Genomic DNA, 26710 nt, shown 5'->3' with positions numbered 1-26710 from the left:
CATCCCGCGTCACGTAATCAAGACTATATCAAACCGGCTGGTCGTGACATCATGAAACAGGTCGACGAAATCCTTGATTACGCCAATGACGTCTCACAACCTGACACCTTGCCCTACAGTTGCAAACACTGCGGGAAGCATGGCGCACGCCCATTGCTGCGGCTTTCCTGCTTTGGGGCTCGCCCCGTTTCATGCACAAAAAAGGGCTATGGGTATGACACGCAAGCAACCACAAACAGTTTTGGTAACGGGTGCCACCGCCGGATTTGGGCATGCCATTGCGCTGCTTTTGGCCCAGCAGGGCTACCGCGTTATTGCCACAGGCCGTAGGCAGGAAAGGCTGGAGGAACTGGCCGCCCAAGCCAAGGGCAAGATTTTGCCGTTTAAGCTGGATATGACAGACGCCCCCGCTCTTGCCGCCCTGCCGCAAAGCCTGCCCGCAGGCTGGCAGGAGGTGGACGTGCTGGTAAACAACGCAGGGCTGGCGCTGGGGCTGGAAAAAGCGTGGGAAACCAACCTGCAAGACTGGCAGCGCATGATAGCCACCAACGTAACCGGCATGGTGGAAATTACGCGCGCGCTGCTGCCCGGCATGGTGGCGCGTAACTGGGGGCATGTTGTGGCCCTTGGCAGCACGGCGGGCACGTATCCGTACCCCGGTTCCAACGTGTATGGGGCTTCCAAGGCGTTTGTTGATCAGTTCATGCGCAATTTGCGCAGCGATCTGCTGGGCAAGCAGGTGCGCGCCACCACCATTGCCCCCGGCCTGTGTGGCGGCAGTGAGTTCAGCCAGGTGCGGTTGGGAGACGCCACCAAGGCCGAGGATGTTTACAAAGGCACGCACCCGCTTTTGCCCGAAGATATTGCCCAGACGGTGGCATGGGTTTTAAGCCTGCCTGCACATGTGAACATCAACCATGTGGAAATGATGCCCACCTGCCAGGCCTCTGCCGGTTTGGCGGTGGATCGCACAATGGCGGAGTAAGGTTTCCTTTATGTCTTTCTATTCCTGTCTGATCGTTATGCTCGGGGGCGCGCTGGGCACGTTGGCGCGCTATTTTGTTTCTGTTCTTACAGCGCCTATCAGCCGGTATATTCCGTGGGGCACCATTATTGGTGTGAACATGGTGGGCTCCTTTGTAATCGGCTTTTTTGGCACGCTTACGCTGGCATCTGGCCGGTATCCGGTATCGGAAACCACGCGGCTGTTTGTCATGCTGGGCATATGTGGTGGATACACCACGTTTTCCTCCTTCAGCCTGCAAACGCTGGATCTTATTCGCGTTGGAGGCTGGGGCCGTGCGCTGGTGAATGTGGTGCTGTCTGTTACGCTTTCTGTTGGGGCGGTGGCTGTGGGGCACATGCTGGCATCGCGCATGAACTCCCACGCCATTCTGGTGGCGCAGACCAACACGGAAGAAGAAGTGTAGCGCTGTTTGCCGCAAGCAGAATCCGGCACAAAAAAAGCTGCGGCCCGTAAAAGGGAACGCAGCTTTTTTTATTTAAACCCCGGCGGAAAAAGAGAGTTCCGCCAAGGTTAAACGCAACCTGTTAGGGCTTAGGCCGGAACCTTGCAGCCAATGCACAGCTTGTTGCCGTCCGGGTCCCGCAGATAGGCCAGATACAGCGGGCCTACGCCGGTCTGGCGCACGCCGGGCGGGTTTTCAATGGCCTGTCCGCCATTGGCAACACCAGCCTTGTGCCATGCATCAGCCATGGCGGGTGAGGCAGCTTCCAGCCCGATGGTGCCACCGTTGGCCGGGGTAGCGGGTTTGCCATCCAGCGGCTTGGTGACCACAAAACGCTGGCCCTGCTTGGCATAAACCAGACGGCCATTGGGGTGAATTTCTGAAGGGGGAATATCCATGGCTTCAAAAATGGCATCGTAGAATTTTTTGGAGCGGGCAATATCGTTACTGCCCACGACAATATGCGTAAACATCAGATGTAAATCTCCGTCTGTTTTGACGGAGGAGAGCTTACGCCGCCATAATGTGAAGGAGAAGGGCCGCTAGCTTATGCCCGCAATGCGCGCAAACTTGCGCTGGCGGCTAAAAAACAGTTTTTCCGCAATCCAGAACACAGCGCTCTGCCATTTGCCGTGCGGGTTAACGCCAATGGTCTTGAACACCATGTTGGTGACGCGCCGCAGGTGCTGGGGCTGATAGTTCTTCATGGCGCGGGACATATACGCCGCAATGCAGCGTGTGTGGTCATATGGTATGTTTGCGGGGTCGTTCGTGGTGTAGTAGGCGGATGCCAGCTCATCATCCTCGCTTTCCGTTACGCGGCCAAGGGCAATGCGGGCGCGTTGCAGCGTGCCAATGTTTTCGCGCTTCAGGTAGCGGTTCATGTGGTCATAAAACAGTTTGAAGTGGCGGAACTCATCCGCCGCAATCTGCTTGCACAGGGCCTTCAGCACTGGTTCTTCCGTGGCATCGGCCAGCGCTGAATAAAAGGAGGAGGTGCCTGTTTCCACCATACATCGGGCAATCAGCTCCCCCGTGCGGGAACCGCGGACAGATTGCTCCACTTCCAGCGGAATCTGGTAAAAATCGCGGTAACGCTGGAAGGCGGCATGGTAATCCCACGTGGGGTCTGCCAGCATGGCCCAGCGGCCCAGGGCATCACCGTGCTGTACTTCTTCTATGGCCCAGTGGTCTGCGGCTTCTCTAAAGTCCGGGTCATCACGGAACACGTTGTTCAGGTACAGCGCGTAATCCACGCTGTTGCGTTCCACTACCGAGGCCGCCTTGATGGCAGGCACCAGTTGCGGATCTACTTTAGAGGGATCAAACTGATCCCAAGGCAGTTGGTCGATCTGCCAGTGTTTCATAAGCCCGGGCCTCCCTTTCCTGCCTTTTTTGCGCGTATGCGTGGTTTATATGCCGTGCAGGCCCGGTTTGCGCCAGAGCCAAGGCATGAAAAAACCTGATGGCCGGATTTCTAAACCATCCGGCCTTGGCGTGAAAAGCTGAAAAAACCCAAACAAGCCAGATAACACCCAAGGTGTGCTCTGGCTGCCGGGGCATAACGCGGCAGGGGCTTATAAAGGTGCCGCGTGGTGTTTAGCCTGCTGTGGGGGGCACAATTTCTGGCAGTTCATCACCCGGCTGCGGGGGCGGTAACTGGCGGGGGCGGCGGTTTTCATCCAGCGCCACAAAAATAAATTCGCCTTCCGTCACCTTGGATGTCAGATGCGTGTGGCGGGCGCGGCGCCATGTTTCAACATGAATGGTAAGCGATGTGCGGCCCGAGCGGATAATGCGGGTGTAAATGCTCACCTCATCCCCCACTACCACGGGTTCCATAAAAACAAGGCTGTTAATGGCAATGGTGGCGCACCGCCCATTAGCCCGAAAAGCCGCAGTGGTGCCGGCTGCAAGATCCATCTGAGAAACAATCCACCCGCCAAACACGTCTCCCGCCGGGTTTGTGTCTGTGGGCATGGCCACCACGCGGATGGTGGGGATATCTGTGGGGATTTGCGAATTCTCTGAACGGGGCATGCAGTACTGTTCCTTCTGGCAGGAGCCTTATGTTCTGACTTGCAGGGAAGAAGCCGCCCTGCACGAAAGCATTGCCCGTAGGATAGCCCGTAAACATGGCGGGATGCAGCTTCAGTTTTTCGTGATCAAACCTGCCTTGAGCGTAGCGCGGGTGGCGGTGTGCCTGCGTGTGTGTGGCATTTTCATAACATTGGCGTAAGTTTTTTCAAAACGTTTACTATTTATAAATAAAATAAAAATAAAAATGACCTCACCGCCTGTTAATACTTAATAAATTGGTTAACAGCGGTTGTATTCATCCAATAAGGGTTTCACGCGCCATGGCCATCAATCTACTGTTTGATAGGGTAATAGATTACTCGGTTGAGGATCTGATTAACCTGAACGTAACCGGCAACATTCTGGTTACGCGGGATGCCAACACCCCGGCGGGAGACCCCGTGGTGGTGAACCTGAGCAACCTGGCCGATGTGCAGGCGCTTAGCCGCATTGTGGTGGAAAATGATGCCACAGTTATAGCTGGGGGTGGCTTGGCCTCTGTTGGGGCCATTAAAAACATTACGGTAGATGGTGGCACGCTGGAATTGGGGGGAACATTATTTCCGCCAACGTGCTCAGCTCCATCAACGTTGGGCCAGATGGCGGCAACATTAAAGTAGATAGCGCTGGCGTGGGCGTTGGTGTGCTTTCCAATGTGGTGACGTTTGTGGATTCAAACGGCAACTCAACTACGGCGTGTCGTCAGTTAAGCAGGATGATGATTGAGGCGAACTGCACGGCTGCGAGGAAGGTCGATTTCAGTTTATCGTAGCGGGTTGCGATAGCGCGAAACTGCTTGAGTTTATTGAAGAACCTCTCAACAAGGTTCCGTTCGCGATAGAGAGAAAAATCGGTTTTCCGTCGTGTCGTTCTGTTGCGTTTTGGCGGGATGACCGGGGTAATCCCGCGCTGTATCAGCCGATCGATCAACCTGTCCGCGTCATACGCCTTGTCAGCAAGGAAAGCATCCGGTTCGATGTTTTCCAGAAGTGGTTCTGCCTGGGTGATATCGGCATCCTGTCCCGGTGTGATGCCGAGTTCCACTGGATTGCCCAGAGCGTCGCAGATGGCATGGATCTTTGTAGTTAGCCCGCCTCGTGATCGTCCGATGGCCTGATCCGTGCCCCTTTTTTGAGAGCTCCGGCACTATGCTGATGCGCTCGGACAATTGTGCTGTCGATCATCATGTATTCGTTGTCGTAATCAGCGGCCAGATAACGAAATATCCGTTCGATGACGCCGCTTTCACACCAGCGGCGCAGACGCCGGTGCACGTTTTTCCAGTCACCGAAACGGGCAGGAAGGTCGCGCCATGGAATACCCGCGCGATAGCGATACAGCACCGCCTCCACGAACAGACGGTTGTTCACCGCAGTGCCGCCGACATAGCCTTCTCGACCAGGAAGAAGATCCTTTATCCGCTCCCACTGGTCATCGCGTAAACTATAGCGCCGCATCTGTCTGTCTCCCCAAAAAATGGGAAAACAGTCAGCACACGCAGACACAAAGTACAACCCTCACGTGCCACTCTCAGGGCTTAACTGACGACACGCCGTAGCACCATCCCCAAAAACTTTACGGTGGATTTTCCCGATTCTCAAAACGTGTGGGGCTATTATGATCCAATAACCAACACCACCACGGTGGGGTTGGATCTGAATGTTGCTAACGTTATTGACGTGTCGCTTGGCCCAAGCATCAAGATCTCTGGCAACCCGTTCGGGCTGACATGGTATTTTCCCAAGGAATGGACAAACTCTTCCAACCCGGATGGCACAGGCGGCATTCTTATCTGCTATCTGGCTGGCAGCATGATCCGCACCCCCAACGGTGATGTAGCGGTGGAAGACCTGCGCGTGGGTGATACTGTGCTGGCGTATAAAAACGGTGCGGCAGAACCCACAGAAATTGTATGGGCTGGCCACGCACAGGCAAAAGTAAACCCCAGCCTGCCGGATGATGAGGCCGGATACCCCGTGCGCATTGTAAAGGATGCCATTGCAGAGGGCGTGCCCTACAAGGATATGCTGGTAACGCCCGAACACTGCCTGTATTTTGATGGCCGCTTTGTGCCGGTGCGTATGTTGGTAAATGGCAGCAGCATTTTTTATGATCGCACATTTACATCCTACACCTATTACCATGTAGAAACGCCCGAACATGCCGTTATCATGGCTGATGGTATGCTGAGCGAAAGCTATCTGGATACGGGCAACCGTGCCAGCTTCCGCAGCACTGGCGTGGTGGTGGCCAGCATTGGCGGCAAAGCGCGCAATTGGTCTGTAGATGCCGCAGCCCCTTTGTGCACGCAAAAAGAGTTTGTGCAGCCTCTGTTTGAAAAAATTGCAAACAGGCACACGGCAGCAGGGCGTGCATCTGCTCAGGCGGCCCTGCATGAGTTGCTGACAAACCCCGATATCTGCCTGCACACCAACACGGGCAAGCGTATCCGGGCCATAAAAATGCAGGATGGGTATTACACCTTTATGCTGCCTGCCAATGTGCAAAGCGTGCAGATTGTCTCCCGCACCAGCCGCCCGTGTGATGTAGAAGGCCCGTTTGTAGATGACCGCCGCCAACTGGGTGTGGCCGTGGGGCATATAACCCTGCGTGATGCCCGAAATGTTGTTGATCTTTCAGAACATTTGCAAAATAAGGAACTGCCCGGCTGGTACGCGCTGGAACAGAACGGCACAGCCCGCTGGACAAACGGCAACGCCACGCTGGATCTGAATGCGCGCCCAGCATCTGGCATACGGATGCTAAGCATGCAGGTGCTGGCGGCAGGCCCTTATCTGGTATCTGATGCCCCAGAAGAACAGTTTGCAAAAAGTGCCTGAAGCCAAGGTGTAAAAGCAGGGTGGTTTGAAAAAACCCTGCCTTGCACATAAAAAACGGGGTATCGGCTGCCAGAGTGCACGCCGGTGCCCCGTTTTTTGTGGGCCGCGTTAGTTGCGGATAAGCATGTAGTTGACCGTTACATCAAAGTTGATGAACTTGTCTTTCATATCTGGCGGCACGGGCGGCAGTTGCGCCCCGTGGAACATGCCTATTGTTGCGGAATCCAGATCGGAAGATCCAGACCCGCTGGTAAGGAACACTTTGAACACATGCCCCGTGCGGTCCAGAATAACATGCACGGATGATGGGCCTTCATCCCCCCGTTCTGCCGCATCTGGCGGATAGTACAGGTGGCGCTGGATCCATTCATCAATTTCTGCCGCGTAATCACTGCTCACACCATGCACTGTGGTGCGTGATGCGTAGTGGGCGTTCAGCTCACCATTTTCCACCATCGGGCCAATGGAAAGGTCAATCGGGGCGCTGGAGCCACCGGGGCGGCCACGCTGCTTGCGGCGCGGGGCCGGGGCCTCGTTAAAGGACATATCCATGGGGTGGTCCAGCGGAGATGGCTTGTGGTGGCTGGGCCGGGGCGTGGGTTTGGCGTGCGGTGTGGGCCGCGCAGGCTGCGGCGCCTTGGGCTTGTGGCCCGTAACCGGGTGTGATGGCTTGGTTTCTGTCTTGTTTTCCACCGGCTTGGGCAGCCCATCATCAGATGGCGGCAGAATGGGGGCGGAGGGTGCCTCCTCTGCCGGGGGTGTGGGCGTGGGCTCGGCATCTGCCGGGGTTGGGGGTTCGTTACTGGTCTGGGCGGCGTGCTTGGCCTCGTTCCCACCCCCTGCATCGGGGGATTGCGCGCCCACCATGCCGCTGGAGGCCTGCGGTTGAGAGAACACCATTTCCACCCCGGCGGCCTGCTGCGCAGCATCGGGGGAGCCCTGGGGCTTATGGTGCGTGGCCTGATACAGCAGGGCGGCCAGCAACAGTACATGCGCTAGAAAAGAGGCCGTAAGCACGGGCCCCAATGTGGGGTCTGCGTATATTTCCTTGCGGATAAGCGGGGTGGAGGTGCCCCTAACATTCACCCCCCGCGTGCGCGGTACAGGTGCAGCGGGAAAAAGGCGTGCGCGCACATCTTCCGTATCGGGTTGGGATGTGCGGGGGCTGGCGGTGTTTTCCGCTGCACTGGTGCCGTTATCGGGCAACAGCCGGGGTTCCTGTCTGGCAGGATGGCGAGAAGAACTGAACCTGTCGATCATGACCCGCCCGTTATTCTTCACCTGTTCCGCAGGGTTTACGCATACCGGCCCCATGCCAGTGTGGTGCGTATTGTGTCATGGCTGCTGCTGTGGTGCCAGAGGAAGTTTGCATGAAGTTTGCCACACCGCAGGCCCATGCCGGGGCAGCGGCCATACGGTGTGGGGGAGGTATGAGGCGTTACCAGATTTTTACGCGCTGATCTGGCGCAAGGTAGAGCTTATCTGTGGGCTGCACCTTCCATGCCTCGTACCACGCATCAATGTTGTGCATGGGCATGTTTACACGTGCCTGCGGTGGGGAGTGCGGGTCTGTCACCACCAGACGGCGGATGGTTTCTTCGCGCAGTTTTTCACGCCACACCTGTGCCCAGCCAAGAAACACGCGCTGGTCTCCCGTCAGGCCATCCAGCTCTGGCGCGGGCTTGCCTTTGAGCGAGGCATGATACGCATCCAGCGCCAGCGTGAGCCCGCCCAGATCTGCAATGTTTTCACCCATTGTCAGCTTGCCGTTTACGTGCACGCCGGGCAGCACCTCAAACGCATCAAACTGCGCGCCAAGCCGGTCTGCCAGTTTCTGGAACCGGGCGGCATCTTCCTTTGTCCACCAGTCATGCAGGCGGCCGTGTTCATCAAACTGGCGGCCTTCATCATCAAAAGAGTGGGTCATTTCATGGCCGATCACGCCGCCAATGGCCCCGTAGTTTACGGCCATATCCGCCTTGGGGTTAAAGAATGGCGGTTGCAGAATGGCGGCCGGGAACACAACCTGATCAAACAGCGGGTTGTTATAGGCGTTCACGGTCTGGGGTGTCATGTCCCATTCATCACGGTCCACTGGTTGGTCCAGCCGTGCCAGCCAGTAGCGCCATTCATACGCCACGCCGTTGCGGGCATTGCCGTACACATCGCCCTTGTGCACTTCAAGGCTGGCGTAATCGCGCCATTTGTTGGGGTAGCCTACCTGAATTTCAAAGTTTTCAAGCTTGCGCAGCGCGGCCTGCTTGGTGGCGGGGCTCATCCACGTATTGTTGCGCAGGCGCACACGGAAGGCATCTTTTAAGTCCGTGGTCAGCTTTTGCATGGTGGTGCGGTTTTCTGGCGGGAAGTAACGCTGCACATACACCTTGCCCAGCGCCATGCCCATGGCGGAGCTGGTGGCCTGTACGCCGCGCTTCCACCGTGCGGGCAGGGAAGGCTGGCCGGTAAGGGATTTGGTAAGCGCAAAGCGCGCCTGCTCAAACCGGTCTGGCAGGTAGGATGTGGCGTTTTCTACCAGATGCGCGGCCAACCATGCGCGCAGCGTATCCATATCCGTATCGGCCACCACGCGGGCTTCTTCCGTAATGGCGGAGGGTTCGCCCACAACCAGCACGCGCTTGTCCAGCCCCTGTTCGGGCAGGCCCGCGGCGGAAAGCCAGATGGACCATTCAAACCCCGGCGCGTTTTTGGCCAGATCAGCCACTGTCATCGGGTTGTAGGTTTTTTGCGGGTCTCGCAGGGTTTCACGCGCCCAGTGGGCTTTGGCCAGGCGTGTTTCAAACGTTACAATAGCTGTGGCGGCCTTTGCGGGTTCTGGCCAGTCTGCCAGTGTGAGCGCCTTTTCCACATAAGCCTGATAGGCCTTTTTCTTGCTGGCAAATTCCGGTTTCAGGTAATAATCGCGGTCTGGCAGGCCCAGCCCGGCCTGATCCAGATTAAGCGCATAGCGCGTGGGGTCCTTGGCATCTGGGTTGATACCCAGAGAGAACGGCGAGAACTGGAAGTTACCGGGGCAGGAGCCCGTAAGGGCTGCCAGATCAGACGGCGTTTTGATGGCGCGAATGGCGTCCAGATCTTCCTTGAGCGGGCGGGTGCCAAGGCTTTCTACCGCAGCCTCATCCATATAGGAGGCGTAAAACGTGCCCAGCTTTTCTTCAATGCTGCGCGGGTTTTCCACCGGATGGGCGGAAAGATCATTCAAAATACTCTGCACCCGTGTGCGGGAAAGCTCGGCCAGCGCGTTGAAGGGGCCATAGCTTGTCATGTCTGCGGGAATTTGCAGGTGGTCCAGATAGGTGCCGTTGGCGTAGCGGAAAAAGTCGTTCCCCGGTTTTACGCTCAGGTCCCGTCCTTCCAGGTCCACACCCCACGGGCCAAAGCTGGCAGGGGCTGGCTGCGCTGTGGGGGCGGATGGTGCGGCATGTGCCGGGGCAGAAGCGCCGGTGGTGGCGCCAACAAGGGCAACAGAAAGCAACAATGCGCCACGCAGGGAGGAACGGGAGAGGAGTTTGGACAAATGAAGTCTCCGCTTTCTTTCTTTTGGGGCAGATGTGCGGGGCAGGCCCACCCACCTGAGTGTTCGGAAACAAAAGAATATTTCACCCCACCTTACCTCCGCCACGGAGGGCTGCCTACCCCGTGCGGTGCAGGCAAGTATGGGCTGACCGTAAGGGAATGAATTTTTCTGTCAGCCCTGTATGTGTGCTTGCATCTTGCAGGCATCCCCCGCATTAGGGGGCTGAAACACACATATATGTTATGCGTTGCACGTTATGCGGCGGCCCGCAGGTGCACAAAAGCAAGGGGTATGGCGTTATTTCTGGCCGATCAAGAAACAGGCAGCGTGTTGCCATGGGGCTGGGGCCACACCAGTGCAGGCGTGTTGCGGCGCAGCGGGCGCGCCGCGTTTTGCGCTGTGCCGGGCTTATGGCGCTGGGCCTGTGGCCCATTATGGCGCAGGCCGCCCAACCCGATGTGGCAGAGCGCCAGCACACGCACCCCCATGCCCATGGGCAGCATAATGCAGGTGCGCATACCGCCCACCATGCAGGCCCGCCCAAAGCGGTGGAAGCCCGCAGCAGCACATCCGTGCAGGTGAACGCCCACCGGTATGATTACATGTTTCAACCCGCCCAGCACGAGCCAGATGCCACCACGCATCTTACGGCGGAGCTGCTGCGCAACCGTGATATCACCACCTTGCGCGGGCTGGAGCATGTGGCCCCCAACTTGACCATGCAGAGCATTAACGGCACGGCCTCCACCAACTTTTACCTGCGTGGTTCCGGGTTTAATGACTTCACCCAGAACAACATGCCCACCGTGCTGACTTATGTGGACGATGTAGCCTACCCCTACGCCGCCATGACAGACGGCATGATGTTTGATCTGGCCAGCGCCAGCGTAACCCCCGGCCCGGTGGGCACGGAGCACGGCCAGTCCACCACGGGTGGGGAAGTGCATTTGCGCACGGCAGACCCAACAGATACGTGGCATTTTGGGGCATCGCAGGATATTGCCTCCTACGCCCGCAGCCGGAGCGAGGCCTATGTTTCTGGCCCGTTGGCCAAGGGGCTGGATTTTCGGCTGGCGAGGCAAACACGCCAAGGCGGCGGCTGGCAGCGAGACCCCGAAAATGGTGACCATTTAGGCGATGCCGATTTATGGGCCCTGCGCGGCAAGCTGCGCTGGCGGCCGGATGATAAAACCACCATCCAGCTTGGCGGCCATTTTGTGCAGGACAACAGCGAGGTTGTTACCCCGCAGGCTGTGCACCGCATTATCGGTTCCACCCCGCTGCCCGATTACGGCATGGGCACAGATGCGCAGTGGTCTTCCAATTCCACATTCGACAAGCTGATCGGCCGGCGTGATGGGTTAAAACCCAGTGAGCACAACCAGTATTGGGGCGCGGATGTGCATATTGTGCACGATTTCGGGCCGGTAACGTTTACATCCGTTAGCGCGTTTGAAACCGAACGGCGCGGCGAATACACAGATCAGGACGGCACAGCACGGCAGGAGGCCGATACCTACCGCACCATAGATGGCAACGTGTTTACGCAGGAAGCGCGGTTAAACGGCTCTGCCCTTGGTGGGCGGCTGAACTGGGTTGTGGGTGGCTATTATCAGCGCAGCCAGATGAACCAGCGCTTCTTCTTTAACTATACAGACTACGCCGCGCGTGGATACATGATGTCCACCTCCTTCGGGCAGAACCAGCAGAGTGTTTCAGAATTCGGGCATGTCAGCTACCGCCTGCCGCATAACGTCACCATCTGGGCGGGGCTTTTGCACGAGCTGGATGACCGCAGCATTACGGGCCTGACATCGCAGATATTTGGCGGAGCCACGCACAACTTCCACGCAGAAAGCACGGCCTCCAACCAGTTTGCGGGGCAGGTGGGTGTTTCATGGCAGTTCGTGCCCAATGCCATGCTGTATTATAAAATGAGCAAGGGCTTTAAGCCCGGCGGCTTTACGGCCAACAACACGCAGGTGCAGGCGCAGCTAGACCCCTTCCACCCCGAAACGGTGCTGACATACGAGCTGGGCTTTAAATCAGACCCCATACCCAACCGCCTGCGCATTAACGGTGCGGCATTTTATAATGATTACCATAACCAGCAGGTTGTGGGCACGGTGCTGATTCCCGATTACGGCCCGTTAAGCGAGATTACAAACGCCCCCAAATCTGAAAGCTGGGGTTTTGAGGCCACGCTGGAGGCCAACCCCATAAGCCGCCTGCACATTATGCAAAACATTGGCTGGCAGCGCGGGGATTTTCAGAACTTCCCCAACGTGGACCGCACCGCCACCAACGCCTATTACGCCAAGCACGGCACATGGAACGCGATAGAGCGCAACTTTGCCGGGGTGGACAATGGCTCCCCCAAACTCACCCTGAATGGTGAGGCCATGTGGCGGCAGCCTTTGGGCAAGGGGTATCGGCTGGATTTTGGGCCGGATTGGCAATACCGGGGCAGCCAGGCCATTGTGGTGGGTGGCACGGGGTATCAGCGCCTGCCATCGTACTTTTTGCTGGGCGCGCATGTGACGTTCCGCCCGCCTTCTGGCAAGTGGGAGGCTACGCTTTACGCCCGCAATATTCTGGACAAACGCTATGCAGAAAGCGGCGGCATGGCCACCACCACGTATTTTTATGTGCCCGGTGAGCCACGCTTTATTGGGGGCCGTGTTTCCTGCGGGTTTTAAGAGTGAATACAAGTATAACAAGCGCGTGATTCACGTTTTGGAGAGAAATAGGACAGAACTGGTCACTAAAAAACTATTTCTTATTTGCAGGTAACGCTGCTTGTATTGCCTCCGTTCTTGTTTTCTTCAAACGGAGGTCTGGTTATGGCCGGTAAAAACGGTGCGTGCCTGATGGCTTTGGCGTTGCTTTTGGGGGCGTGCAGTTCTCGCATTGCGCTTAACGAGGCCTCCTTTCCCATTCAGGATCTGCCGGTGCAGCATTTGGTGCAAACGCCGGTGGTCTATAGTTTTGCTCCGGGTTTTGCCAAGCAGAACGCGCAAATAGCGTGCAGCCTTGGCGTAAATTACACCACAGACCTTGGCGCTTCTGCCGAGGAGCGGTTGCAGCAGGCCATTCATTCCAGCTTTGCCCATGCGCAGCAGGAAACCCCGCTTTCTCACGGTTATACGCTGGCCCTTTCCCTGCAAACAGCGGATGAGCAGGTGAGCGTTAAGGGCGGCATGTGGGATAACAAATACACGGTAGACACCACGCTTAAAGGCACAGTGCAGGTGTTGAACGCACAGGGCCAGCCCGTGCAGGTGGTGCCCATTACCGGGCAGGGCAGCAACACGGTGGCCGGAAGCTGCGGCGCACTTAAACGCGCCATGGTGCAGGCCAGTGAAAAAGCCGTGGCCCAGATTGGTAATGACTTTGTAGCCAAAGTGGCAAATGGCCACGTGTTAAACTAGCACATGGCCGAAGGCACCCGTTAAAGGCACGCAGGCTCCAGCTTACGCCAAGGGCCTGCATACCCCTTAATACGGTAGAAAATCAGGCAGAGTGTGCCAGTGTTTCTGTCTCTTTATGGTCTTCCACAATGTATGGGCCACCGGCCTGTACGGTCATGGAAAGCATGCCCATGTTGCCGTGGTTTAGATATCCATCTAGCGGCAGCACGGCATCACCATTTGTCCATACGCAGCCTGCGGGTTCTGTGGCGTACCAACCAGCGGGTTTTTCAGCCTGCAGATGGGCTGTGATGGTGTGCTTGTCATCGGCAGACAGAAGCTGAATGTCTGCAATGGCAACGCCCATGTAGCGGCGGTCATCCACAAACGGGCCAATCACATCTGCCGGGCGGCTGGCGCGGGAAACAATGCGCACAGATTGCGTGTTGGGCGGCAGCATAAAGCTGTACTGGTGCATGGTGCGGCGCATGGGGTGCACAATGGCGCCAGACTGCGTAATGAGATGCAGATCCGGGTTTGCGGTTGTTTCAACGGCTGCGGGGGCAGCGTGGCGCCCGGCAATGCTGTTTTTGCGATAGTTCAGCGCATGGAAAAGGGGTTCCACAAATGCGCGATCTACGCACAGAGGGGCTGCGGCATCGTGCTCCCAGCTTTTTGCGGGGGCGCTGCGGCCAATGGTTACAACTGTGCCAGACTGCTGGAAGGCGGCACGGTTGCCTGTATCCAGATAGCTTTCTGTGAGCACACCATTTGCCATGATGACGGAATGCTGCTCGGTTTCAATGTGGTAGTATTCGTAAGATGTAATGGAGGTATCATAAAAAATGGAACCACCATTTACCAGCATGCGCGCGGGCACAAACTTGCCATCAAAGAACAGGCAGTGTTCGGGCGTAATCAGCAGGTCTGTGCTGGGCACGTTGTCTGCCAGAGCATTGGCCAGAATGCGGATGGGGTAACCGGCTTCATCCTGCTTCAGGGCGGTGTTGACCTGCACAGAGGCATGGCCTGCCCATGTTACGTGGCTGACTTCCTTTTTACCATCTGCATAAACGCAAACGGCATCACCAACCTGCATATCTTCAATCTTGCGCAGGCCTTCTGGCGTTTCAATCAGGGAGCCAGCAAGGAAGCAGTTGATGGTACCGGATTCATCATCATACGTGAACCGGCTTGGATCTTCACCAGCCACCAGAGTGGCAGACTGAATGAGCACATCGGTGGGGTCTGCTGCGTTAACAACTTCGTACGTATTGTTACCCGTTGAAATCCATTTGGGGGCGATCTGGTTATCACCACGCCCACCGAATGTAATCATGTCATTGGTGGAGAAATTAATGACAGTTCCAACGGATTTTTGTGTGCCCGTTAACGAGAGTGTGTTGGGCATAGTATCGTTACGAACCGGCCAGAAGGAGGTGACTGGGTCATAATTGCCGGAAACCTGAAAGGTGGCTTCCTTAATCACAACTGTAGCACCACTACCGGTAACATTTCCGCTAACGTTTGCGATGAGGGAAGAAAACATCACGCCGCCGCTATCGTTATCCAGGCTGACGTTGTTATTAATTATTAAATCATCGGAGTAACTTGAACCCTGAATGGTAAGGCCCGTTGTGCCAGAAACGGTAAGAGAACCGATGGTTGTATACCCTGAAATATTAATAGCCTGATTCTGGGTGGTGTCCGTATTAATCACCACGTCAGAATCAGATGTCGGAACACCATCGGACCAATTGCCTGCGGTATTCCAGTTATTGTCACCAGCAGCGCCAGTCCATGTATCGGTTGCCATATAACACCTCTAAAAAGTTAAGCAATTAGCAACATACAGACTCATGTCAGGATTCTGCAAGCATTTTTAGTTATATTAAAAGAAACAATACATAATGTTCGTGTAAAACAGACTTGCTGTAATTGTTTTCTTTTAAGTAAGATAAATATAAAATTATCTATTGTTTATACTGGCGTTTTTTAGGTTAAAATATTTTTGTTAATACGTTAATATTTCATTAATAAATGAAATTAAATTATATTTTATAAGTATTTATTAAAAACAAATATATTTTTATTTGTTGTTATTTTTATTTATTTCCAAGTGGTGGTTTGTCTTTGTTGCAACATCAAAGAAAAGCCACATTTTTTCACGGAAAATTTAGTTTTTCTTTTGTAAAAACAAGAAAAACTCTCGGAACATGTGAGTTCACGATTGCATAAAACCGTGAACTCACAACACGTTCCTACCCGCGCAGATTAGTAGATTTCGGGCACAATCATGGCGTCTGGTGTGGGCTGGCGTTCGTAATCAGCGTGATACACGCGCGGGGGCAGCACCACTTCTGGGCGGGGCACAGGTTTATACGGCACCAGAGAGAGCAGGTGGTTAATGCAGTTCAGGCGCGCGCGCTTTTTGTCCACGGCCTGCACAACCCACCACGGGGCTTCCTCAATGCTGGATTTTTCCAGCATGGTTTCCTTGGCCTTTGTGTAGGCTTCCCACCGGCGGCGGCTTTCAAGGTCCATGGGGCTGAGCTTCCACTGCTTCAGCCGGTCTTCCATACGGGCGCGGAAGCGGGCTTCCTGCTCATCATCGGTAATGGAGAACCAGTATTTCACCAGCTTGATGCCGCTGCGCACCAGCATGCGCTCAAATTCCGGCACAGAGCGGAAGAATTCTTCGTATTCTTCATCCGTGCAAAAGCCCATTACGTGTTCCACGCCGGCGCGGTTATACCAGCTGCGGTCAAACAGCACGATCTCACCCGCAGCAGGTAGATGCGCCACATAGCGCTGGAAATACCACTGCGTTTTTTCACGGTCTGTTGGGGCGGGCAGGGCGGCCACGCGGCAGATGCGGGGGTTCAGCCGCTGGGTAATGCGTTTGATCACGCCGCCCTTGCCTGCGGCATCGCGCCCTTCAAACAGCACCACAATGCGCTGGCCGGTGGCCTGCACCCAATCCTGCAACTTCACCAGTTCGGTTTGCAGGCGCACCAGTTCCCGAAAATACTCACGGCGGAAGGCATTTTCAGATTCAGAAATGCTGCCGTCCAGCCCGTCTTCCTGCAATTCCAGTTCTATTTCTTCGTCCAGGTCATCAATAATTTCCTGGCGCATCCGCTCACGTTCATGTTCTGCAGCGCGAAGGGTATCTGTTGCCTGATCTGTCATATCCAAGGCCCTCAAGCAAAGAGCGGGGCACTTTGGGGTGCCCCGCTCTGATTTATTAGAAGATGTGGCGGAAGATAAAGTAGAGCACGCCGCTGATCAGCATGGCGGCGGGCAGGGTTGTTACCCACGCCATGGCCATGGCGCGCAGGGTAGCCCATTGCAGGCCACCGCCACCGGCAACCATGGTGCCAGCCACACCGCTGGAAAGAATGTGCGTGGTGGAAACCGGCAGGCCATAGCGTTCTGCCAGGCCAATGGTGCCCATGGCCACCAGTTCTGCCGCAGCACCTTGTGCGTAGGTCAGATGGGTTTTGCCAATTTTTTCACCAACGGTGACCACAATGCGCTTCCAGCCCACCATGGTGCCAAGGCCCAGAGCCAGCGCCACAGCAATTTTAACCCATGTGGGAATAAAGCGTGTGCCTGCGTTAAGCTGGCCCATAAACTTGCTTAGCTCGGCACTTTCATCACCCGTAAAGCCGGAAACCTTGCCCATGTTGCGCACGGCTTCTGCCACCAGATACATGTCTGTGCGCACGTTTGGCACAGCAGCAGCCGGAATGGCCTGCAGGGAATGATAGCTGCCAACAGACTGTGCAATATCATCAGACAGCACGCCAAGGGCGGAATAGATTTCCGGGCGGGCCACTGTTTTGGTGCGCAGCGCATCGGTTACCTGTGCGCGGGCTTCTTCTGCACTTGGCAGGCTTGGCGCGGCAGAGCCGTGCACTTCAAACACATGGGCGGCCTGCTGTGCGGTCTGCACAAAGGCGGGCATCATGTCATCTGGCATGGCGCGGTTAAGCGCATACGCCGTGGGGGCCGCACCAATAAGGATAAGCATGATAAGGCCCATGCCCTTCTGCCCATCGTTACTGCCGTGGAAGAAGGAAACACCCGTGCAGGTGCCCACCAGCAAACCACGGATCCACAGCGGCGGCGGGGCATCACCCTCTGGCGCGCGATACAGGGCCGCGTTGCGGATAACCAGACGCATCAGGATCAGCATGCCCGCTGCCAGCACAAAGCCGCAAACGGGGGAGAACAGCAGGGCGGAAAACACCTTGCGCACCTGAGACCAGTCCACCCCATACAGGGCGCTACCGGCAGGAGACATAAGCTGGTTGGCAAACCCAACACCCAGAATGGAACCCACCAGAGCGTGGGAGGAGCTGTTGGGAATACCAAAGGCCCAAGTGGCCAGGTTCCAGATAATGGCGGAAAGCAGCAGGGCAAAAATCATGGCATGGCCGGCACCGCTGCCAACCTGCAGGATAAGCTCTACCGGCAGAAGCGTGACAACACTATAAGCCACCGCCCCGGATGAAACCAGAACGCCAGCAAGGTTCCACATGCCAGACCATACAACCGCCACCAGCGGTGGCAGGCTGTTGGTGTAAATAACGGTGGCCACGGCGTTTGCCGTATCATGAAAGCCGTTTACAAATTCAAAGCCCAGCGCAATCAAAAGCGCCAGAGCCAGCAGTGCAAAGGCCCCAATGGCCATGCCGTTTTCACCAGCAGACCGCAGGTCTGCCAGAACACTATACCCTACAAAAACAAGGGCTGCCGTCACCACGCCCATAAAGAACATGCGGAAGGCCTGGTTGGTGCCTCCCTTCATGTTTGGGCGTGGTGCGGCAGCCGGACTCAGCAACGTGCCGGACATGGATTTTTCCTGACTGTCAATTTCACTCTATAGGGGAAAAGCAGACCTTTTCCCGTCCTGCTGTCAGGGGTCAGACGGCGTGGGCCGGCTTGCCGGCCACATGGGCCGCTGTAGCAGGGCGTGCACCTGCACACACCTTGCGGCGTGCGGTATGCGGCAGGGCTGCATACGGGTGCGGGGTGCCGTTACGTTCCCATACATATAGCAAAGTGGTGCGCCAGCGCTCACGCACGGCTTCGCGCCACTTGGGCTTATGTGCATCGGGCTGCATTGCAGTAACTGATTGAGCACACATTGTCTGCTTCTCCTCCAAACAGGATGAGCAGTCCTTTAGCCCCTTGCTGGCCGATTGTGCGTGACGCTTTCATGACAACCTCTGCGAACTGTTCGCAAAAGCGTGAGGCTCACTGCCTGAAAACACGTTATTATATTGAAATAGTAATATCACATATGCGTTAATAATATAGATTGGCCCCTATAGGCCGGAACGCCGCCTTTCCTCCCTACGTTGGCACCCGTGTAACGCTGTGCAGATGTATGGAAAGGTCAGGCAGAACATGTCGGTTCAGATTTCAAGAGAAGCCCTGCTGCGTGCGTATCGGAGCATGCGTACCATTCGCGTTTTTGAAGAACGCCTGCACGTGGAATTTGCCACAGGGGAAATTCCCGGCTTTGTGCACCTTTATTGCGGCGAGGAAGCCTCGGCCGTTGGGGTGTGCGCCAACCTTACAGATAACGATACCATTGCCAGCACCCACCGTGGCCACGGGCACTGCATTGCCAAGGGCGTGGAAGTGGGCGGCATGATGGCCGAAATTTATGGCCGCCATACCGGCGTGTGCCGGGGCAAGGGGGGCTCCATGCATATTGCGGATCTTTCCAAGGGCATGCTGGGGGCCAATGGCATTGTGGGCGGTGGCCCACCGCTTATTTGCGGGGCAGCACTTTCACACAAAACGCTCAAGGATAACGGTGTGGCCGTGGCGTTTTTTGGTGATGGAGCCTCTAACGAAGGCACCACGCTGGAAAGCATGAACCTTGCCTCCGTATGGCATCTGCCCGCCGTGTTTGTGGTGGAAGACAATGGATATGGCGAGGCCACAGGCGCAGCCTATGCCTGTGCTGGCACGCAAAAGGACAGGGCCGCCGGGTTTGGCCTGCCGTATTTCTCCTGCGAGGGAGATGACTTTTTTGAGGTGTATGAAACAGCCCGCGCCGCCATAGATCACGCACGCTCTGGCGAAGGGCCGGTGATGCTGCATGTGCATCTCAGCCGCTGGTATGGGCACTTTGAAGGCGATGCCATGAGCTACCGCAAGGCCGGAGAAGTGGCCGAGCAGAAGAAAGATCATGATTGCCTCAAAAAGTTTCGCGCCCGCGCGGTGGCGGAAAACCTGCTGCCCGAAGGCGATATGGATGAAATAGACGCCGCCGTGGCGGACGAGGTGGAAAGCGCGGTTGTAACCGCCAAGCAGGCACCGTGGCCGCAGGACAAAGACCTGATGGCCGATGTGTATGCGCGGTACTAACCCCTCCACCAGTTTTTCAGCCACACAGGCAAACGGGAACCAGAACAATGGGTAAGAAAAGTTTCAGACAGGCCATTAACGAAGCTCTGCGGCAGGAAATGCGGCGTGACCCACGGGTGATCCTGATGGGGGAAGACATTGCTGGGGGCCGTGGCGGCACCGCTGGCATTACAGATGCCTGGGGCGGCGTGCTGGGTGTAACCAAAGGGCTGTGGGAAGAGTTTGGAGATGACCGCGTGCTGGACACGCCTATTTCCGAGGCCTCCTACATTGGTGCAGCAGCAGGTGCGGCGGCCACCGGCCTGCGCCCCGTGGCCGAGCTGATGTTTGTAGATTTTGTGGGCTGTTGTCTGGACCAGATCATGAATCAGGCCGCCAAGTTCCGCTACATGTTTGGCGGCAAGGCCACCACGCCGCTGGTTATCCGGGCCATGTATGGCGGCGGGTTTAGTGCGGCGGCCCAGCACAGCCAGGCGCTTTACCCGCTGTTTACGCATATTCCGGGGCTTAAGGTTGTTATCCCGTCATCACCGTATGAGGCCAAGGGCCTGCTGATAGAAGCCATCCGGGATGATGACCCCGTGATCTTCCTTGAAAACAAGGTGATGTATGATGATGAGGAAGATGTGCCCGATGAGGCCTACACCATTCCGTTTGGTGAAGCGAACGTAACGCGTGAAGGCGAAGATGTAACCATTGTGGCCATTGGCCGTATGGTTGGCATGGCCAACGCCGCAGCGGATGAGCTGGAAAAGCAGGGCATTGGCTGCACGGTCATAGACCCGCGCACCACATCCCCGCTGGATGAGGAAACCATTTTGGAATCCGTATCCGAAACCGGCCGCCTTGTGGTGGTGGATGAAGCCAGCCCGCGCTGCAACATGGCGTGCGATATTTCTGCCCTTGTGGCGGAAAAAGCGTTTTTCAGCCTCAAGGCACCTATCCGCCGCGTGGTGCCGCCGCATACGCCGGTGCCGTTTTCCACCCCGCTGGAAAAGCTGTACATGCCAGATGCAAATAAAATTGCCGCTGCGGTGCGTTCCATTACTTCCAGCCAGAAACAGAAGGTTGCATAAGCCATGCCCAACACCATTACAGCCCTCACCATGCCCAAGTTCGGTTTGGCCATGACAGAAGGCAAGCTGGCATCATGGACGGTGCCAGTTGGCCAGAGCGTGCAGCAGGGTGATGAACTGGCGGATATTGAAACCACCAAAATTACCAGCAGTTATGAAAGCCCCGCCGCAGGTGTGCTGCGCAAACAGGTGGCACAGGCGGGGGAAACCCTGCCCGTGGGCGCACTGATTGGCGTGCTGGCCGATGCCGAAACGCCCGATGTGGATATTGAAGCCTTTATCAAAAACTTTCATGCCGAAAACCCACAGGATGCTGCCGCCACGCAGGATGCCAACGCCGGGGAACCCAAACCGGTAACGGTGGGGGAACACACGCTGAATGTGCGTGATGTGGGCACGCATACGGGCACACCCATTGTGCTGGTGCACGGTTTTGGCGGAGATATCAGCAACTGGCTGCTCACGCAGGATGCCTTGGCCGCAGACAGGCGCGTGATTGCGTTTGACCTGCCGGGGCATGGGGCTTCCTCCAAAAACGTGGGCACAGGCACGCTGGCATTTTTGGCCGGTGTGGTAAGCGCCTTGCTGAAAACCCTTAAAATAGAAAAAGCTCATGTGGTGGGCCATTCTCTGGGCGGCGGCATTGCGCTGACCTTGTTGCGAGACCACCCTGATCAGGTTGCCAGCTTGAACCTTCTGGCCCCCGCCGGGTTGGGCAAGGATGTGAATACAGATTTCATCAGCGCGTTTGTGGATAGTGAAAGCAGCCGGGATATGAAGGCTGTTTTGCAAATGCTGGTGTATAACAAGGCCCTTGTGGGCCGGAAGATGGTGGATGCCGTGCTGCGCGCCCGCAGGCTGGATGGCGCGCGAGATGCCCTGCACGTTATTGCCAAGGCGTGCTTCCCCAACGGGCATCAGGCGGATGATCTGCGCCCGGTCTTGGCCGGGGCGGAAACACCTACCCAGATTTTCTGGGGCAAGGAAGATGAAATTCTTTCCGTCTCCAACGCATCTGGTCTGCCAGATGTCATTCCCGTAACGGTGTATGAAGAAACAGGACATCTGCCGCAGCTTGAACGCGCAACAGATGTTAACAAAGCCATTGCCGTGTTTGTAAAAGACCCCGAAGCCGCGCTGAGCATGGCCCGGATGGACGCTACAGCCTAACCCGCCAAATCTCCCCAATACGCCCGATCATGCAGGTGCCTTCTATACGTAAAGTGTAGAGGGCATCTGCATATTGTTTGTTAAAAACGCTGCATTGTTCTTTAGATATGGGAAGCGATGTTATGACATGCACGCATTTCCGGCACGCTGAATCAGGGCATGTAAAATTGATCTGGATCAAGGGAGAGGCGATCAGAAAGCGGTGATACTCCTAAGCGTGATCACAAGGGTGCCGCGTGCCGGGCCCTTGTGCCAGAACAAGGAGGATAAAATGACCAGTTACGTGAATACAGGCCGCTCCCCCGTTGTGCGCGTTCCTGTTGGCACTGTACGGGTGGCAGATCCGTTTTCTGTTCTGCAGCGGCAGATGAGCCGTTTGTTTGAAGATTTTAAAACACCAGAAGGGGCCGCAGCAGCCACAAGCCGCTTGGGCGCCACCGATATTACAGAAAACGCCAGTGCCTACGTGGTGGCCACGGAAGTGCCGGGCTGTTCTGAAAATGACATCAAGCTGGGCACAGCCAACGGGCTGCTGACCATTAGTGGCGAAAAGAAAAAGCCCGAACTGGAAGAAGGCACAAAGCACCACGTTGCAGGCCGCCAGTTTGCCGCTTTTGAAGATTCCTTTGCCATTCCCGAAGATGTGGACGTGGATAAAATTTCTGCCACCATCAAAAACGGTGTGCTGACAGTAACCATGCCCAAAAAAGCGGAAGCCAAACCGGTAGAACGCCAGATTGCCATTAAGGCAGGCTGAAAAAAACAGGCGGGGTGTTTAACCCCGCCATGAAAGATAGATTGATGAGCACGAAAAACAAAACGGTACTGATTGACAGCACCAAATACGAAATGCTGGGTGTTATCAATGATGGTGACAGCAAGGTGCGGCTGAAGGACAGCGCAGGCAAGGTGGAGGAAATGACAAGTGATTCCTTCATTACTCTGCTGAATGAAGGCAAGGCCAAGTATCTGGACTAATACAGATAGCCGGATAACGGGTTGTTGTTGGCAGGGTGTATAAAGGCCCGCATTGTGGGGTTTATCCAACACACAGAGCGGGCGCTTTAAAAATACAGGGGGCAAGCAGGATGCGGTGAACCTGCTTGGTCTGGCCCTTATACGGGTGGGCCGCCCCTGTGTGGCAGGTTTGTGTTATCAGGTTCCCGCACTGGCTGATGTTTTAAACAGGCCGGTGCGGGAATGCTTTTTTATAAACCGCGCGTTTATGGGCGGTGTTAAGTTTTGGCTTAGTCCATCCGCACGGGTGGGCGCACAAAGCCATCCAGCCAATCTGTAAAGCAGGCAATCATGCCGCGGAATGGCCCGTACAGTTCAAACTGATGTTGCCGGTACAGTGCCATATGGCCAAGCCGTGCGCTAAGGCCGTGCATAAAGCCGCCGCCAAAGGTTTTGCCATCTGCAAAAGCGCCCCAGCCGTTGTAATCCCCCAAAGCCACAATGGCCCCGCGATTTTTGAACTTAAAGGCGGGCACAGGCTTTTTGTTAAAGATAAAGCCCGGCAGATAGCGTGCCAGATGGTGTGCCTGCTGGCGGGCCACCTGTGCGGTGGGGGCAAGCGGGCTATCGCTAATAAAGGCGCAATCCCCCACAGCAAAAATGCTGTCATCCAGCGTGGTCTGCAAATTGGGGCGCACCAAAAACTGGCCACCACGCCCACATTCCAGACCATCCATCTGGCGGGTTACATCCGGGGCTTTTACGCCTGCTGCCCAAACGCGAAACTGTGCATCCACGCGTGAGCCATCTTTGAGCATAAAGCCGTGCTCATCCGCACCGCTCACCATTGTGCTGGTGAGCACCTTGATCTTGAGCGCTTCAAGCTGCTTTTGCGCGGCGGCAGACACGTTTTCGGGGAAGGCAGGCAGAATACGCGGCCCGGCTTCCAGCAATGTGACGCGCATTTCCGGCGTAACAGGCGTGAAGTTGTAAAGGGAGCCAATATCCAGCGCCTTGTGCAGTTCTGCCGCAAGCTGCACGCCCGTGGCGCCACCGCCCACAATGGCAATATCCAGCGGAGAACCCCGGCCATAGGCCTGAATAACCGCATGGCGGAAGCGCTCGTTAAAGTTGTTGGCTTCTACAATGTTGTCCAGGAAGATGCAGTTTTCCACCACGCCCGGCGTGCCAAAATCGTTCGCGCGGCTGCCAATGGCAAAAATCAGCACATCGTAATCCAGGTACCGCTCATCCAGCAGCACCTCGTGGTCTTCTTCTTCCAGCGGGGCCAGCTTCAGGCGCTTGGCGGCGCGGTCTATCCCGGCAATTTCACCATAGCAAAAGCGGAACCCATGCGCCGCAGCGTGGGAGATAAAGGTGATGCGGTCATTCTCGTTTTTGGCCGTGCCCGCGGCAAAGCAGTGCAACATGGGCTTCCACACATGGCTGAAGCCCTTGTCCACCAACGTAATATCCAACTTGCCGGAGCGCCCAAGGCTGTTGCCCAGCCGCGTTGCAATGGCCATGCCTGCAACACCGCCGCCAACAATAACCACCCGAAACCGATCACTCATCCCACAATATCCCCCTTGCTCCGCACCATGCGGTGCGGAGGAGTGCCGTGCAATCCACTACTTGTTGATCTCACGCACCCGTTTATTGTGTTCTACCGTGGTACGCGCAGTTTTGATGACCGAAGCCGGCGTAATCAGGAAGCGGCTAAATCCACCACACCAATTACACCTTCCTCGGTGCCAAAACCCAGCGTGCAGCCATCCGGGCTATAGGCCAGCGCCGTAATGGCCCCCGCCTTGCCCAGTGATACGGGCAGAACCCGCTGGGTAGATGGTTCCATCATTACAACGGTACCATCAGCAAAGCCAGCGGCCACAACCTCCTGCTCTGGATGAAAAGCCACGCGGGTGCACAGCGCACCGCCTGCGCCCGGCAGTTCCATGGGCGGTTTGCCCATGGGGCCACCCCCAAAGAACGGCCACATCACAACGATGTCAGCCCCACTGGTGGCCAGCCATTTGCCGTTTTTGGAAAAGGAGAGCGAGCGCACCTTGGTGGGGTAGCCGCTCATGCGCATGTTGTGGCCATCGGCCAGCCGCCAGCCGTGCAGGTCATTATCCTGCATGGCGGTAACTACGGCATCACCCGCCGGGTGCATGGCAATATCAAGGTGGCTGCCTTTCCATTCCAGTTGGCGGGGCTTGCCATCCTTGGATTGGGTGAACCACACAGAAACACCATTGTAGTGCGAAACCGCAATGCGCTTGCCTTTGGGGTCAAACGCAATGCCGCCCACGGTGGTGGGGTGTTCCAGCGTGCGGGTTACGGTGCGGCCCGTGGCATCGCGCAGCTCCACATTCTTGCCAGCAGCGGCGGCAATTACGGCAGATTTGGCATCTACATAGGTGGCAATGTGCTCCACCCAGCGGCGGCCCTTGCCCAGTTCCTCAATCTCGCCCGATGGATCAAGCCGGCACAGGCGGCCATCATCACCGCCCGTTAAAAAGCAATCGGGCAGCGTATCGGCAGAAAGAGAAAGGGCAGGGCCATCATGCACGGCATAGGTGTTCCATGCCTCTGGCGTAAGCTGGTCTTCACGGTGCACCACCACCACATCACCTTCACCGGTGGTAAAGGCAAAGCGGCTGTTATCCCGCGTGGCGGTGCAGGCGGTAATTTCACCTTCCACCTTGATGTGCGCACCGCGTTTTTCAATAAGGCCGCGCAGGGTCTGTGTTTCGGTGCTCATGCGGCAATGCAGCTTTCAAGCCCGCGGCGCAGCTGGGGCCGGTTGAGGTTGCGACCAATGAACACAAGGCGGCTTTCACGCGGTTCATCTTTCTTCCACGGGCCGATGTTGTCTCCATCCGCCATCATGTGCACGGCCTGAAAGGCAAAGCGGTCGGGCTGGCCTGCAAAGTCCAGAATGCCCTTGGTGCGTAGGATATCGCCGCCTTTTTCCTGCAACAATGCGCCAATCCATGCCTGAAAGCGCCCGGCATCCAGCGGCTGCTTGACGGTAAGGGAAACGCTGGTGATATCCCCTTCATGGTGGTGTTCTGGCGTGTGTTCCAGAAAATCCGGGGTGTTTTCCAAAACGCGTTCCAGATCAAACCCGCCACGGTCCATTACGTCTGTCAGCTTCACGTTGCCTTTTTTGGCGGGGTAGATGGGCGCTACGGCGTTGATCTTGCGGATGGCATCTTCCACCGTTTTCAGCTCGGCGGCATCTACAAGGTCTGTCTTGTTCAGGATAATTACATCCGCAAAGGCAACCTGTTCGTGCGCTTCGGGGCTATCCTTTAGTGTGCTCAGGAAGTTGCTGGCATCCACCACCGTTACCACGGCATCCAGCTTGGTTTTTGCGCGCACATCTTCATCGGCAAAAAAGGTCTGGGCCACGGGGGCGGGGTCTGCCAGACCGGTGGTTTCTACAATAATGCCATCAAACTTGCCGCGGCGCTTGAGCAGCCCGTTCAAAATACGGATCAGGTCTCCGCGCACGGTGCAGCAGATGCAGCCATTGTTCATTTCGAACACTTCTTCATCTGCATCCACAACCAGATCGTTATCCACGCCCAGTTCGCCAAACTCGTTAATCACCACGGCGTATTTGCGGCCGTGCTCGGCTGTTAGAATGTGGTTGAGCAGCGTGGTTTTGCCCGCGCCCAAAAAGCCGGTCAGCACGGTAACCGGTACGCGGGTATCGGGCGCGGCTGCGTTTTCAGGCGCTGAAGATGCGTCGGACATCGGGAATGAACCTTTCCAG

Annotated in this window: 25 protein-coding genes; 12 read left to right on the top strand and 13 right to left on the bottom strand. The window is 56.3% G+C overall.

The window, feature by feature from the left end:
• Positions 1 to 208: 208 nt before the first annotated feature.
• On the top strand, positions 209 to 985 hold the full coding sequence (locus ABNV41_RS08355) for an SDR family NAD(P)-dependent oxidoreductase (RefSeq protein WP_050819344.1): 777 nt from the start codon (positions 209 to 211) through the stop codon (positions 983 to 985).
• A 10-nt stretch (positions 986 to 995) separates the two neighbouring features.
• The gene (gene crcB, locus ABNV41_RS08350) at positions 996 to 1430 is read left to right on the top strand and encodes a fluoride efflux transporter CrcB (RefSeq protein ID WP_003627014.1); all 435 of its coding nucleotides are present in this window, start codon (positions 996 to 998) and stop codon (positions 1428 to 1430) included.
• 128 nt (positions 1431 to 1558) lie between these two features.
• Here the strand turns inward: crcB and ABNV41_RS08345 are convergent, their stop codons facing one another.
• The 3 genes from ABNV41_RS08345 to ABNV41_RS08335 form a co-directional block, all read right to left on the bottom strand.
• On the bottom strand, positions 1559 to 1942 hold the full coding sequence (locus ABNV41_RS08345; RefSeq protein ID WP_003627013.1) for a VOC family protein: 384 nt from the start codon (positions 1940 to 1942) through the stop codon (positions 1559 to 1561).
• 69 nt (positions 1943 to 2011) lie between these two features.
• Positions 2012 to 2836 (bottom strand): ferritin-like domain-containing protein, encoded by an 825-nt coding sequence (locus ABNV41_RS08340; protein ID WP_050819345.1) that lies wholly within the window; start codon positions 2834 to 2836, stop codon positions 2012 to 2014.
• Between the two features lie 232 nt (positions 2837 to 3068).
• Positions 3069 to 3509, bottom strand: a complete 441-nt coding sequence (locus ABNV41_RS08335) for an acyl-CoA thioesterase (RefSeq protein WP_019089870.1) — start codon at positions 3507 to 3509, stop codon at positions 3069 to 3071.
• On the opposite strand from ABNV41_RS08335, the gene ABNV41_RS08330 reads away from it, so the two are divergent.
• Complete coding sequence (locus ABNV41_RS08330) at positions 3508 to 3708, top strand: hypothetical protein (RefSeq protein WP_050819346.1); 201 nt, start codon at positions 3508 to 3510, stop codon at positions 3706 to 3708. The two genes, ABNV41_RS08335 and ABNV41_RS08330, sit on opposite strands and share 2 nt — an antisense overlap.
• 121 nt (positions 3709 to 3829) lie before the next feature.
• A complete protein-coding gene (locus ABNV41_RS08325; protein ID WP_349934542.1) occupies positions 3830 to 4168 on the top strand; it encodes a hypothetical protein in 339 nt (112 codons plus the stop codon).
• Positions 4169 to 4250: 82 nt separating this feature from the next.
• Here ABNV41_RS08325 and ABNV41_RS08320 read toward each other — a convergent pair.
• Positions 4251 to 5005, bottom strand: a protein-coding gene (locus ABNV41_RS08320) for an IS5 family transposase (RefSeq protein WP_087651418.1) whose coding sequence is annotated in 2 segments (ribosomal slippage) — positions 4251 to 4666 and positions 4666 to 5005 — 756 coding nt in all. Because the reading frame shifts where the segments join, the coding sequence is not laid out codon by codon here.
• A 123-nt stretch (positions 5006 to 5128) separates the two neighbouring features.
• Here ABNV41_RS08320 and ABNV41_RS08315 point away from each other — a divergent pair.
• Complete coding sequence (locus ABNV41_RS08315; protein ID WP_230844472.1) at positions 5129 to 6388, top strand: Hint domain-containing protein; 1260 nt, start codon at positions 5129 to 5131, stop codon at positions 6386 to 6388.
• 108 nt (positions 6389 to 6496) lie between these two features.
• On the opposite strand, the gene ABNV41_RS08310 is transcribed toward ABNV41_RS08315, so the two are convergent.
• A complete protein-coding gene (locus tag ABNV41_RS08310; protein ID WP_349934541.1) occupies positions 6497 to 7702 on the bottom strand; it encodes an energy transducer TonB in 1206 nt (401 codons plus the stop codon).
• A 124-nt stretch (positions 7703 to 7826) separates the two neighbouring features.
• Complete coding sequence (locus tag ABNV41_RS08305) at positions 7827 to 10028, bottom strand: M13 family metallopeptidase (protein ID WP_087651465.1); 2202 nt, start codon at positions 10026 to 10028, stop codon at positions 7827 to 7829.
• A gap of 137 nt (positions 10029 to 10165) precedes the next feature.
• Here ABNV41_RS08305 and ABNV41_RS08300 point away from each other — a divergent pair, with 137 nt between their 5' ends.
• Positions 10166 to 12622, top strand: a complete 2457-nt coding sequence (locus ABNV41_RS08300) for a TonB-dependent receptor (protein ID WP_349934540.1) — start codon at positions 10166 to 10168, stop codon at positions 12620 to 12622.
• 144 nt (positions 12623 to 12766) lie between these two features.
• Positions 12767 to 13354, top strand: a complete 588-nt coding sequence (locus ABNV41_RS08295; RefSeq protein WP_050820343.1) for a hypothetical protein — start codon at positions 12767 to 12769, stop codon at positions 13352 to 13354.
• Positions 13355 to 13436: 82 nt separating this feature from the next.
• Here ABNV41_RS08295 and ABNV41_RS08290 read toward each other — a convergent pair whose 3' ends face one another.
• The 4 genes from ABNV41_RS08290 to ABNV41_RS08275 form a co-directional block, all read right to left on the bottom strand.
• Positions 13437 to 15149 (bottom strand): Hint domain-containing protein, encoded by a 1713-nt coding sequence (locus ABNV41_RS08290; RefSeq protein WP_050819351.1) that lies wholly within the window; start codon positions 15147 to 15149, stop codon positions 13437 to 13439.
• A 458-nt stretch (positions 15150 to 15607) separates the two neighbouring features.
• A complete protein-coding gene (gene ppk2 / locus ABNV41_RS08285) occupies positions 15608 to 16525 on the bottom strand; it encodes a polyphosphate kinase 2 (protein ID WP_012812584.1) in 918 nt (305 codons plus the stop codon).
• 55 nt (positions 16526 to 16580) lie between these two features.
• Positions 16581 to 18194 carry an inorganic phosphate transporter gene (locus ABNV41_RS08280; protein WP_003622408.1) on the bottom strand — a complete coding sequence of 538 codons (1614 nt, stop codon included), beginning with the start codon at positions 18192 to 18194 and terminating at the stop codon, positions 16581 to 16583.
• Between the two features lie 70 nt (positions 18195 to 18264).
• Positions 18265 to 18489, bottom strand: coding sequence for a hypothetical protein (locus ABNV41_RS08275; protein WP_196332525.1), 225 nt, complete (start codon positions 18487 to 18489; stop codon positions 18265 to 18267).
• 238 nt (positions 18490 to 18727) lie between these two features.
• Here ABNV41_RS08275 and ABNV41_RS08270 point away from each other — a divergent pair, with 238 nt between their 5' ends.
• The 5 genes from ABNV41_RS08270 to ABNV41_RS08250 all read left to right on the top strand — a co-directional run bounded on the left by ABNV41_RS08270 (position 18728) and on the right by ABNV41_RS08250 (position 22947).
• Positions 18728 to 19723 (top strand): thiamine pyrophosphate-dependent dehydrogenase E1 component subunit alpha, encoded by a 996-nt coding sequence (locus ABNV41_RS08270; protein ID WP_050819352.1) that lies wholly within the window; start codon positions 18728 to 18730, stop codon positions 19721 to 19723.
• Positions 19724 to 19770: 47 nt separating this feature from the next.
• Positions 19771 to 20799: an alpha-ketoacid dehydrogenase subunit beta gene (locus tag ABNV41_RS08265; RefSeq protein ID WP_019089856.1), complete on the top strand. Its 1029-nt coding sequence runs from the start codon at positions 19771 to 19773 to the stop codon at positions 20797 to 20799.
• A 3-nt stretch (positions 20800 to 20802) separates the two neighbouring features.
• Positions 20803 to 21969, top strand: coding sequence for an acetoin dehydrogenase dihydrolipoyllysine-residue acetyltransferase subunit (locus ABNV41_RS08260; RefSeq protein WP_050819353.1), 1167 nt, complete (start codon positions 20803 to 20805; stop codon positions 21967 to 21969).
• Positions 21970 to 22171: 202 nt separating this feature from the next.
• Positions 22172 to 22726, top strand: a complete 555-nt coding sequence (locus tag ABNV41_RS08255) for an Hsp20/alpha crystallin family protein (RefSeq protein ID WP_196332526.1) — start codon at positions 22172 to 22174, stop codon at positions 22724 to 22726.
• 29 nt (positions 22727 to 22755) lie between these two features.
• On the top strand, positions 22756 to 22947 hold the full coding sequence (locus tag ABNV41_RS08250; protein WP_349934539.1) for a hypothetical protein: 192 nt from the start codon (positions 22756 to 22758) through the stop codon (positions 22945 to 22947).
• Positions 22948 to 23216: 269 nt separating this feature from the next.
• Here ABNV41_RS08250 and ABNV41_RS08245 read toward each other — a convergent pair whose 3' ends face one another.
• The 3 genes from ABNV41_RS08245 to ABNV41_RS08235 form a co-directional block, all read right to left on the bottom strand.
• Positions 23217 to 24500, bottom strand: a complete 1284-nt coding sequence (locus ABNV41_RS08245) for an NAD(P)/FAD-dependent oxidoreductase (protein WP_050819355.1) — start codon at positions 24498 to 24500, stop codon at positions 23217 to 23219.
• 134 nt (positions 24501 to 24634) lie between these two features.
• Positions 24635 to 25690, bottom strand: coding sequence for a WD40 repeat domain-containing protein (locus tag ABNV41_RS08240; RefSeq protein ID WP_050819356.1), 1056 nt, complete (start codon positions 25688 to 25690; stop codon positions 24635 to 24637).
• Positions 25687 to 26691, bottom strand: a complete 1005-nt coding sequence (locus ABNV41_RS08235) for a GTP-binding protein (protein ID WP_050819357.1) — start codon at positions 26689 to 26691, stop codon at positions 25687 to 25689. Before ABNV41_RS08235 ends, ABNV41_RS08240 begins: the two co-directional genes overlap by 4 nt.
• Between the last annotated feature and the right edge of the window lie 19 nt (positions 26692 to 26710).

Source organism: Acetobacter sp. A11-2, assembly GCF_040208445.1.
Classification (GTDB): domain Bacteria; phylum Pseudomonadota; class Alphaproteobacteria; order Acetobacterales; family Acetobacteraceae; genus Acetobacter; species Acetobacter oryzoeni.
Note: the sequence above shows the minus strand (reverse complement) of the source record. Positions and strands in the feature narration are given on the sequence as shown.

Excerpts from the sequence above, each read along its gene's own strand:
- ABNV41_RS08325 (WP_349934542.1), top strand. The coding sequence starts at position 3,830 with ATGGCCATCAATCTACTGTTTGATAGGGTAATAGATTACTCGGTTGAG.
- ABNV41_RS08290 (WP_050819351.1), bottom strand. The coding sequence starts at position 15,149 with ATGGCAACCGATACATGGACTGGCGCTGCTGGTGACAATAACTGGAAT.
- ABNV41_RS08250 (WP_349934539.1), top strand. The coding sequence starts at position 22,756 with ATGAAAGATAGATTGATGAGCACGAAAAACAAAACGGTACTGATTGAC.
- ABNV41_RS08275 (WP_196332525.1), bottom strand. The coding sequence starts at position 18,489 with ATGTGTGCTCAATCAGTTACTGCAATGCAGCCCGATGCACATAAGCCC.
- ABNV41_RS08335 (WP_019089870.1), bottom strand. The coding sequence starts at position 3,509 with ATGCCCCGTTCAGAGAATTCGCAAATCCCCACAGATATCCCCACCATC.
- ABNV41_RS08295 (WP_050820343.1), top strand. The coding sequence starts at position 12,767 with ATGGCCGGTAAAAACGGTGCGTGCCTGATGGCTTTGGCGTTGCTTTTG.
- ABNV41_RS08280 (WP_003622408.1), bottom strand. The coding sequence starts at position 18,194 with ATGTCCGGCACGTTGCTGAGTCCGGCTGCCGCACCACGCCCAAACATG.
- ABNV41_RS08260 (WP_050819353.1), top strand. The coding sequence starts at position 20,803 with ATGCCCAACACCATTACAGCCCTCACCATGCCCAAGTTCGGTTTGGCC.
- ppk2 (WP_012812584.1), bottom strand. The coding sequence starts at position 16,525 with ATGACAGATCAGGCAACAGATACCCTTCGCGCTGCAGAACATGAACGT.
- ABNV41_RS08330 (WP_050819346.1), top strand. The coding sequence starts at position 3,508 with ATGCAGTACTGTTCCTTCTGGCAGGAGCCTTATGTTCTGACTTGCAGG.
- ABNV41_RS08265 (WP_019089856.1), top strand. The coding sequence starts at position 19,771 with ATGGGTAAGAAAAGTTTCAGACAGGCCATTAACGAAGCTCTGCGGCAG.
- ABNV41_RS08245 (WP_050819355.1), bottom strand. The coding sequence starts at position 24,500 with ATGAGTGATCGGTTTCGGGTGGTTATTGTTGGCGGCGGTGTTGCAGGC.
- ABNV41_RS08235 (WP_050819357.1), bottom strand. The coding sequence starts at position 26,691 with ATGTCCGACGCATCTTCAGCGCCTGAAAACGCAGCCGCGCCCGATACC.
- ABNV41_RS08300 (WP_349934540.1), top strand. The coding sequence starts at position 10,166 with ATGCGTTGCACGTTATGCGGCGGCCCGCAGGTGCACAAAAGCAAGGGG.
- ABNV41_RS08310 (WP_349934541.1), bottom strand. The coding sequence starts at position 7,702 with ATGGGGCCGGTATGCGTAAACCCTGCGGAACAGGTGAAGAATAACGGG.
- ABNV41_RS08240 (WP_050819356.1), bottom strand. The coding sequence starts at position 25,690 with ATGAGCACCGAAACACAGACCCTGCGCGGCCTTATTGAAAAACGCGGT.
- ABNV41_RS08355 (WP_050819344.1), top strand. The coding sequence starts at position 209 with ATGGGTATGACACGCAAGCAACCACAAACAGTTTTGGTAACGGGTGCC.
- ABNV41_RS08345 (WP_003627013.1), bottom strand. The coding sequence starts at position 1,942 with ATGTTTACGCATATTGTCGTGGGCAGTAACGATATTGCCCGCTCCAAA.
- ABNV41_RS08270 (WP_050819352.1), top strand. The coding sequence starts at position 18,728 with ATGTATGGAAAGGTCAGGCAGAACATGTCGGTTCAGATTTCAAGAGAA.
- ABNV41_RS08340 (WP_050819345.1), bottom strand. The coding sequence starts at position 2,836 with ATGAAACACTGGCAGATCGACCAACTGCCTTGGGATCAGTTTGATCCC.
- crcB (WP_003627014.1), top strand. The coding sequence starts at position 996 with ATGTCTTTCTATTCCTGTCTGATCGTTATGCTCGGGGGCGCGCTGGGC.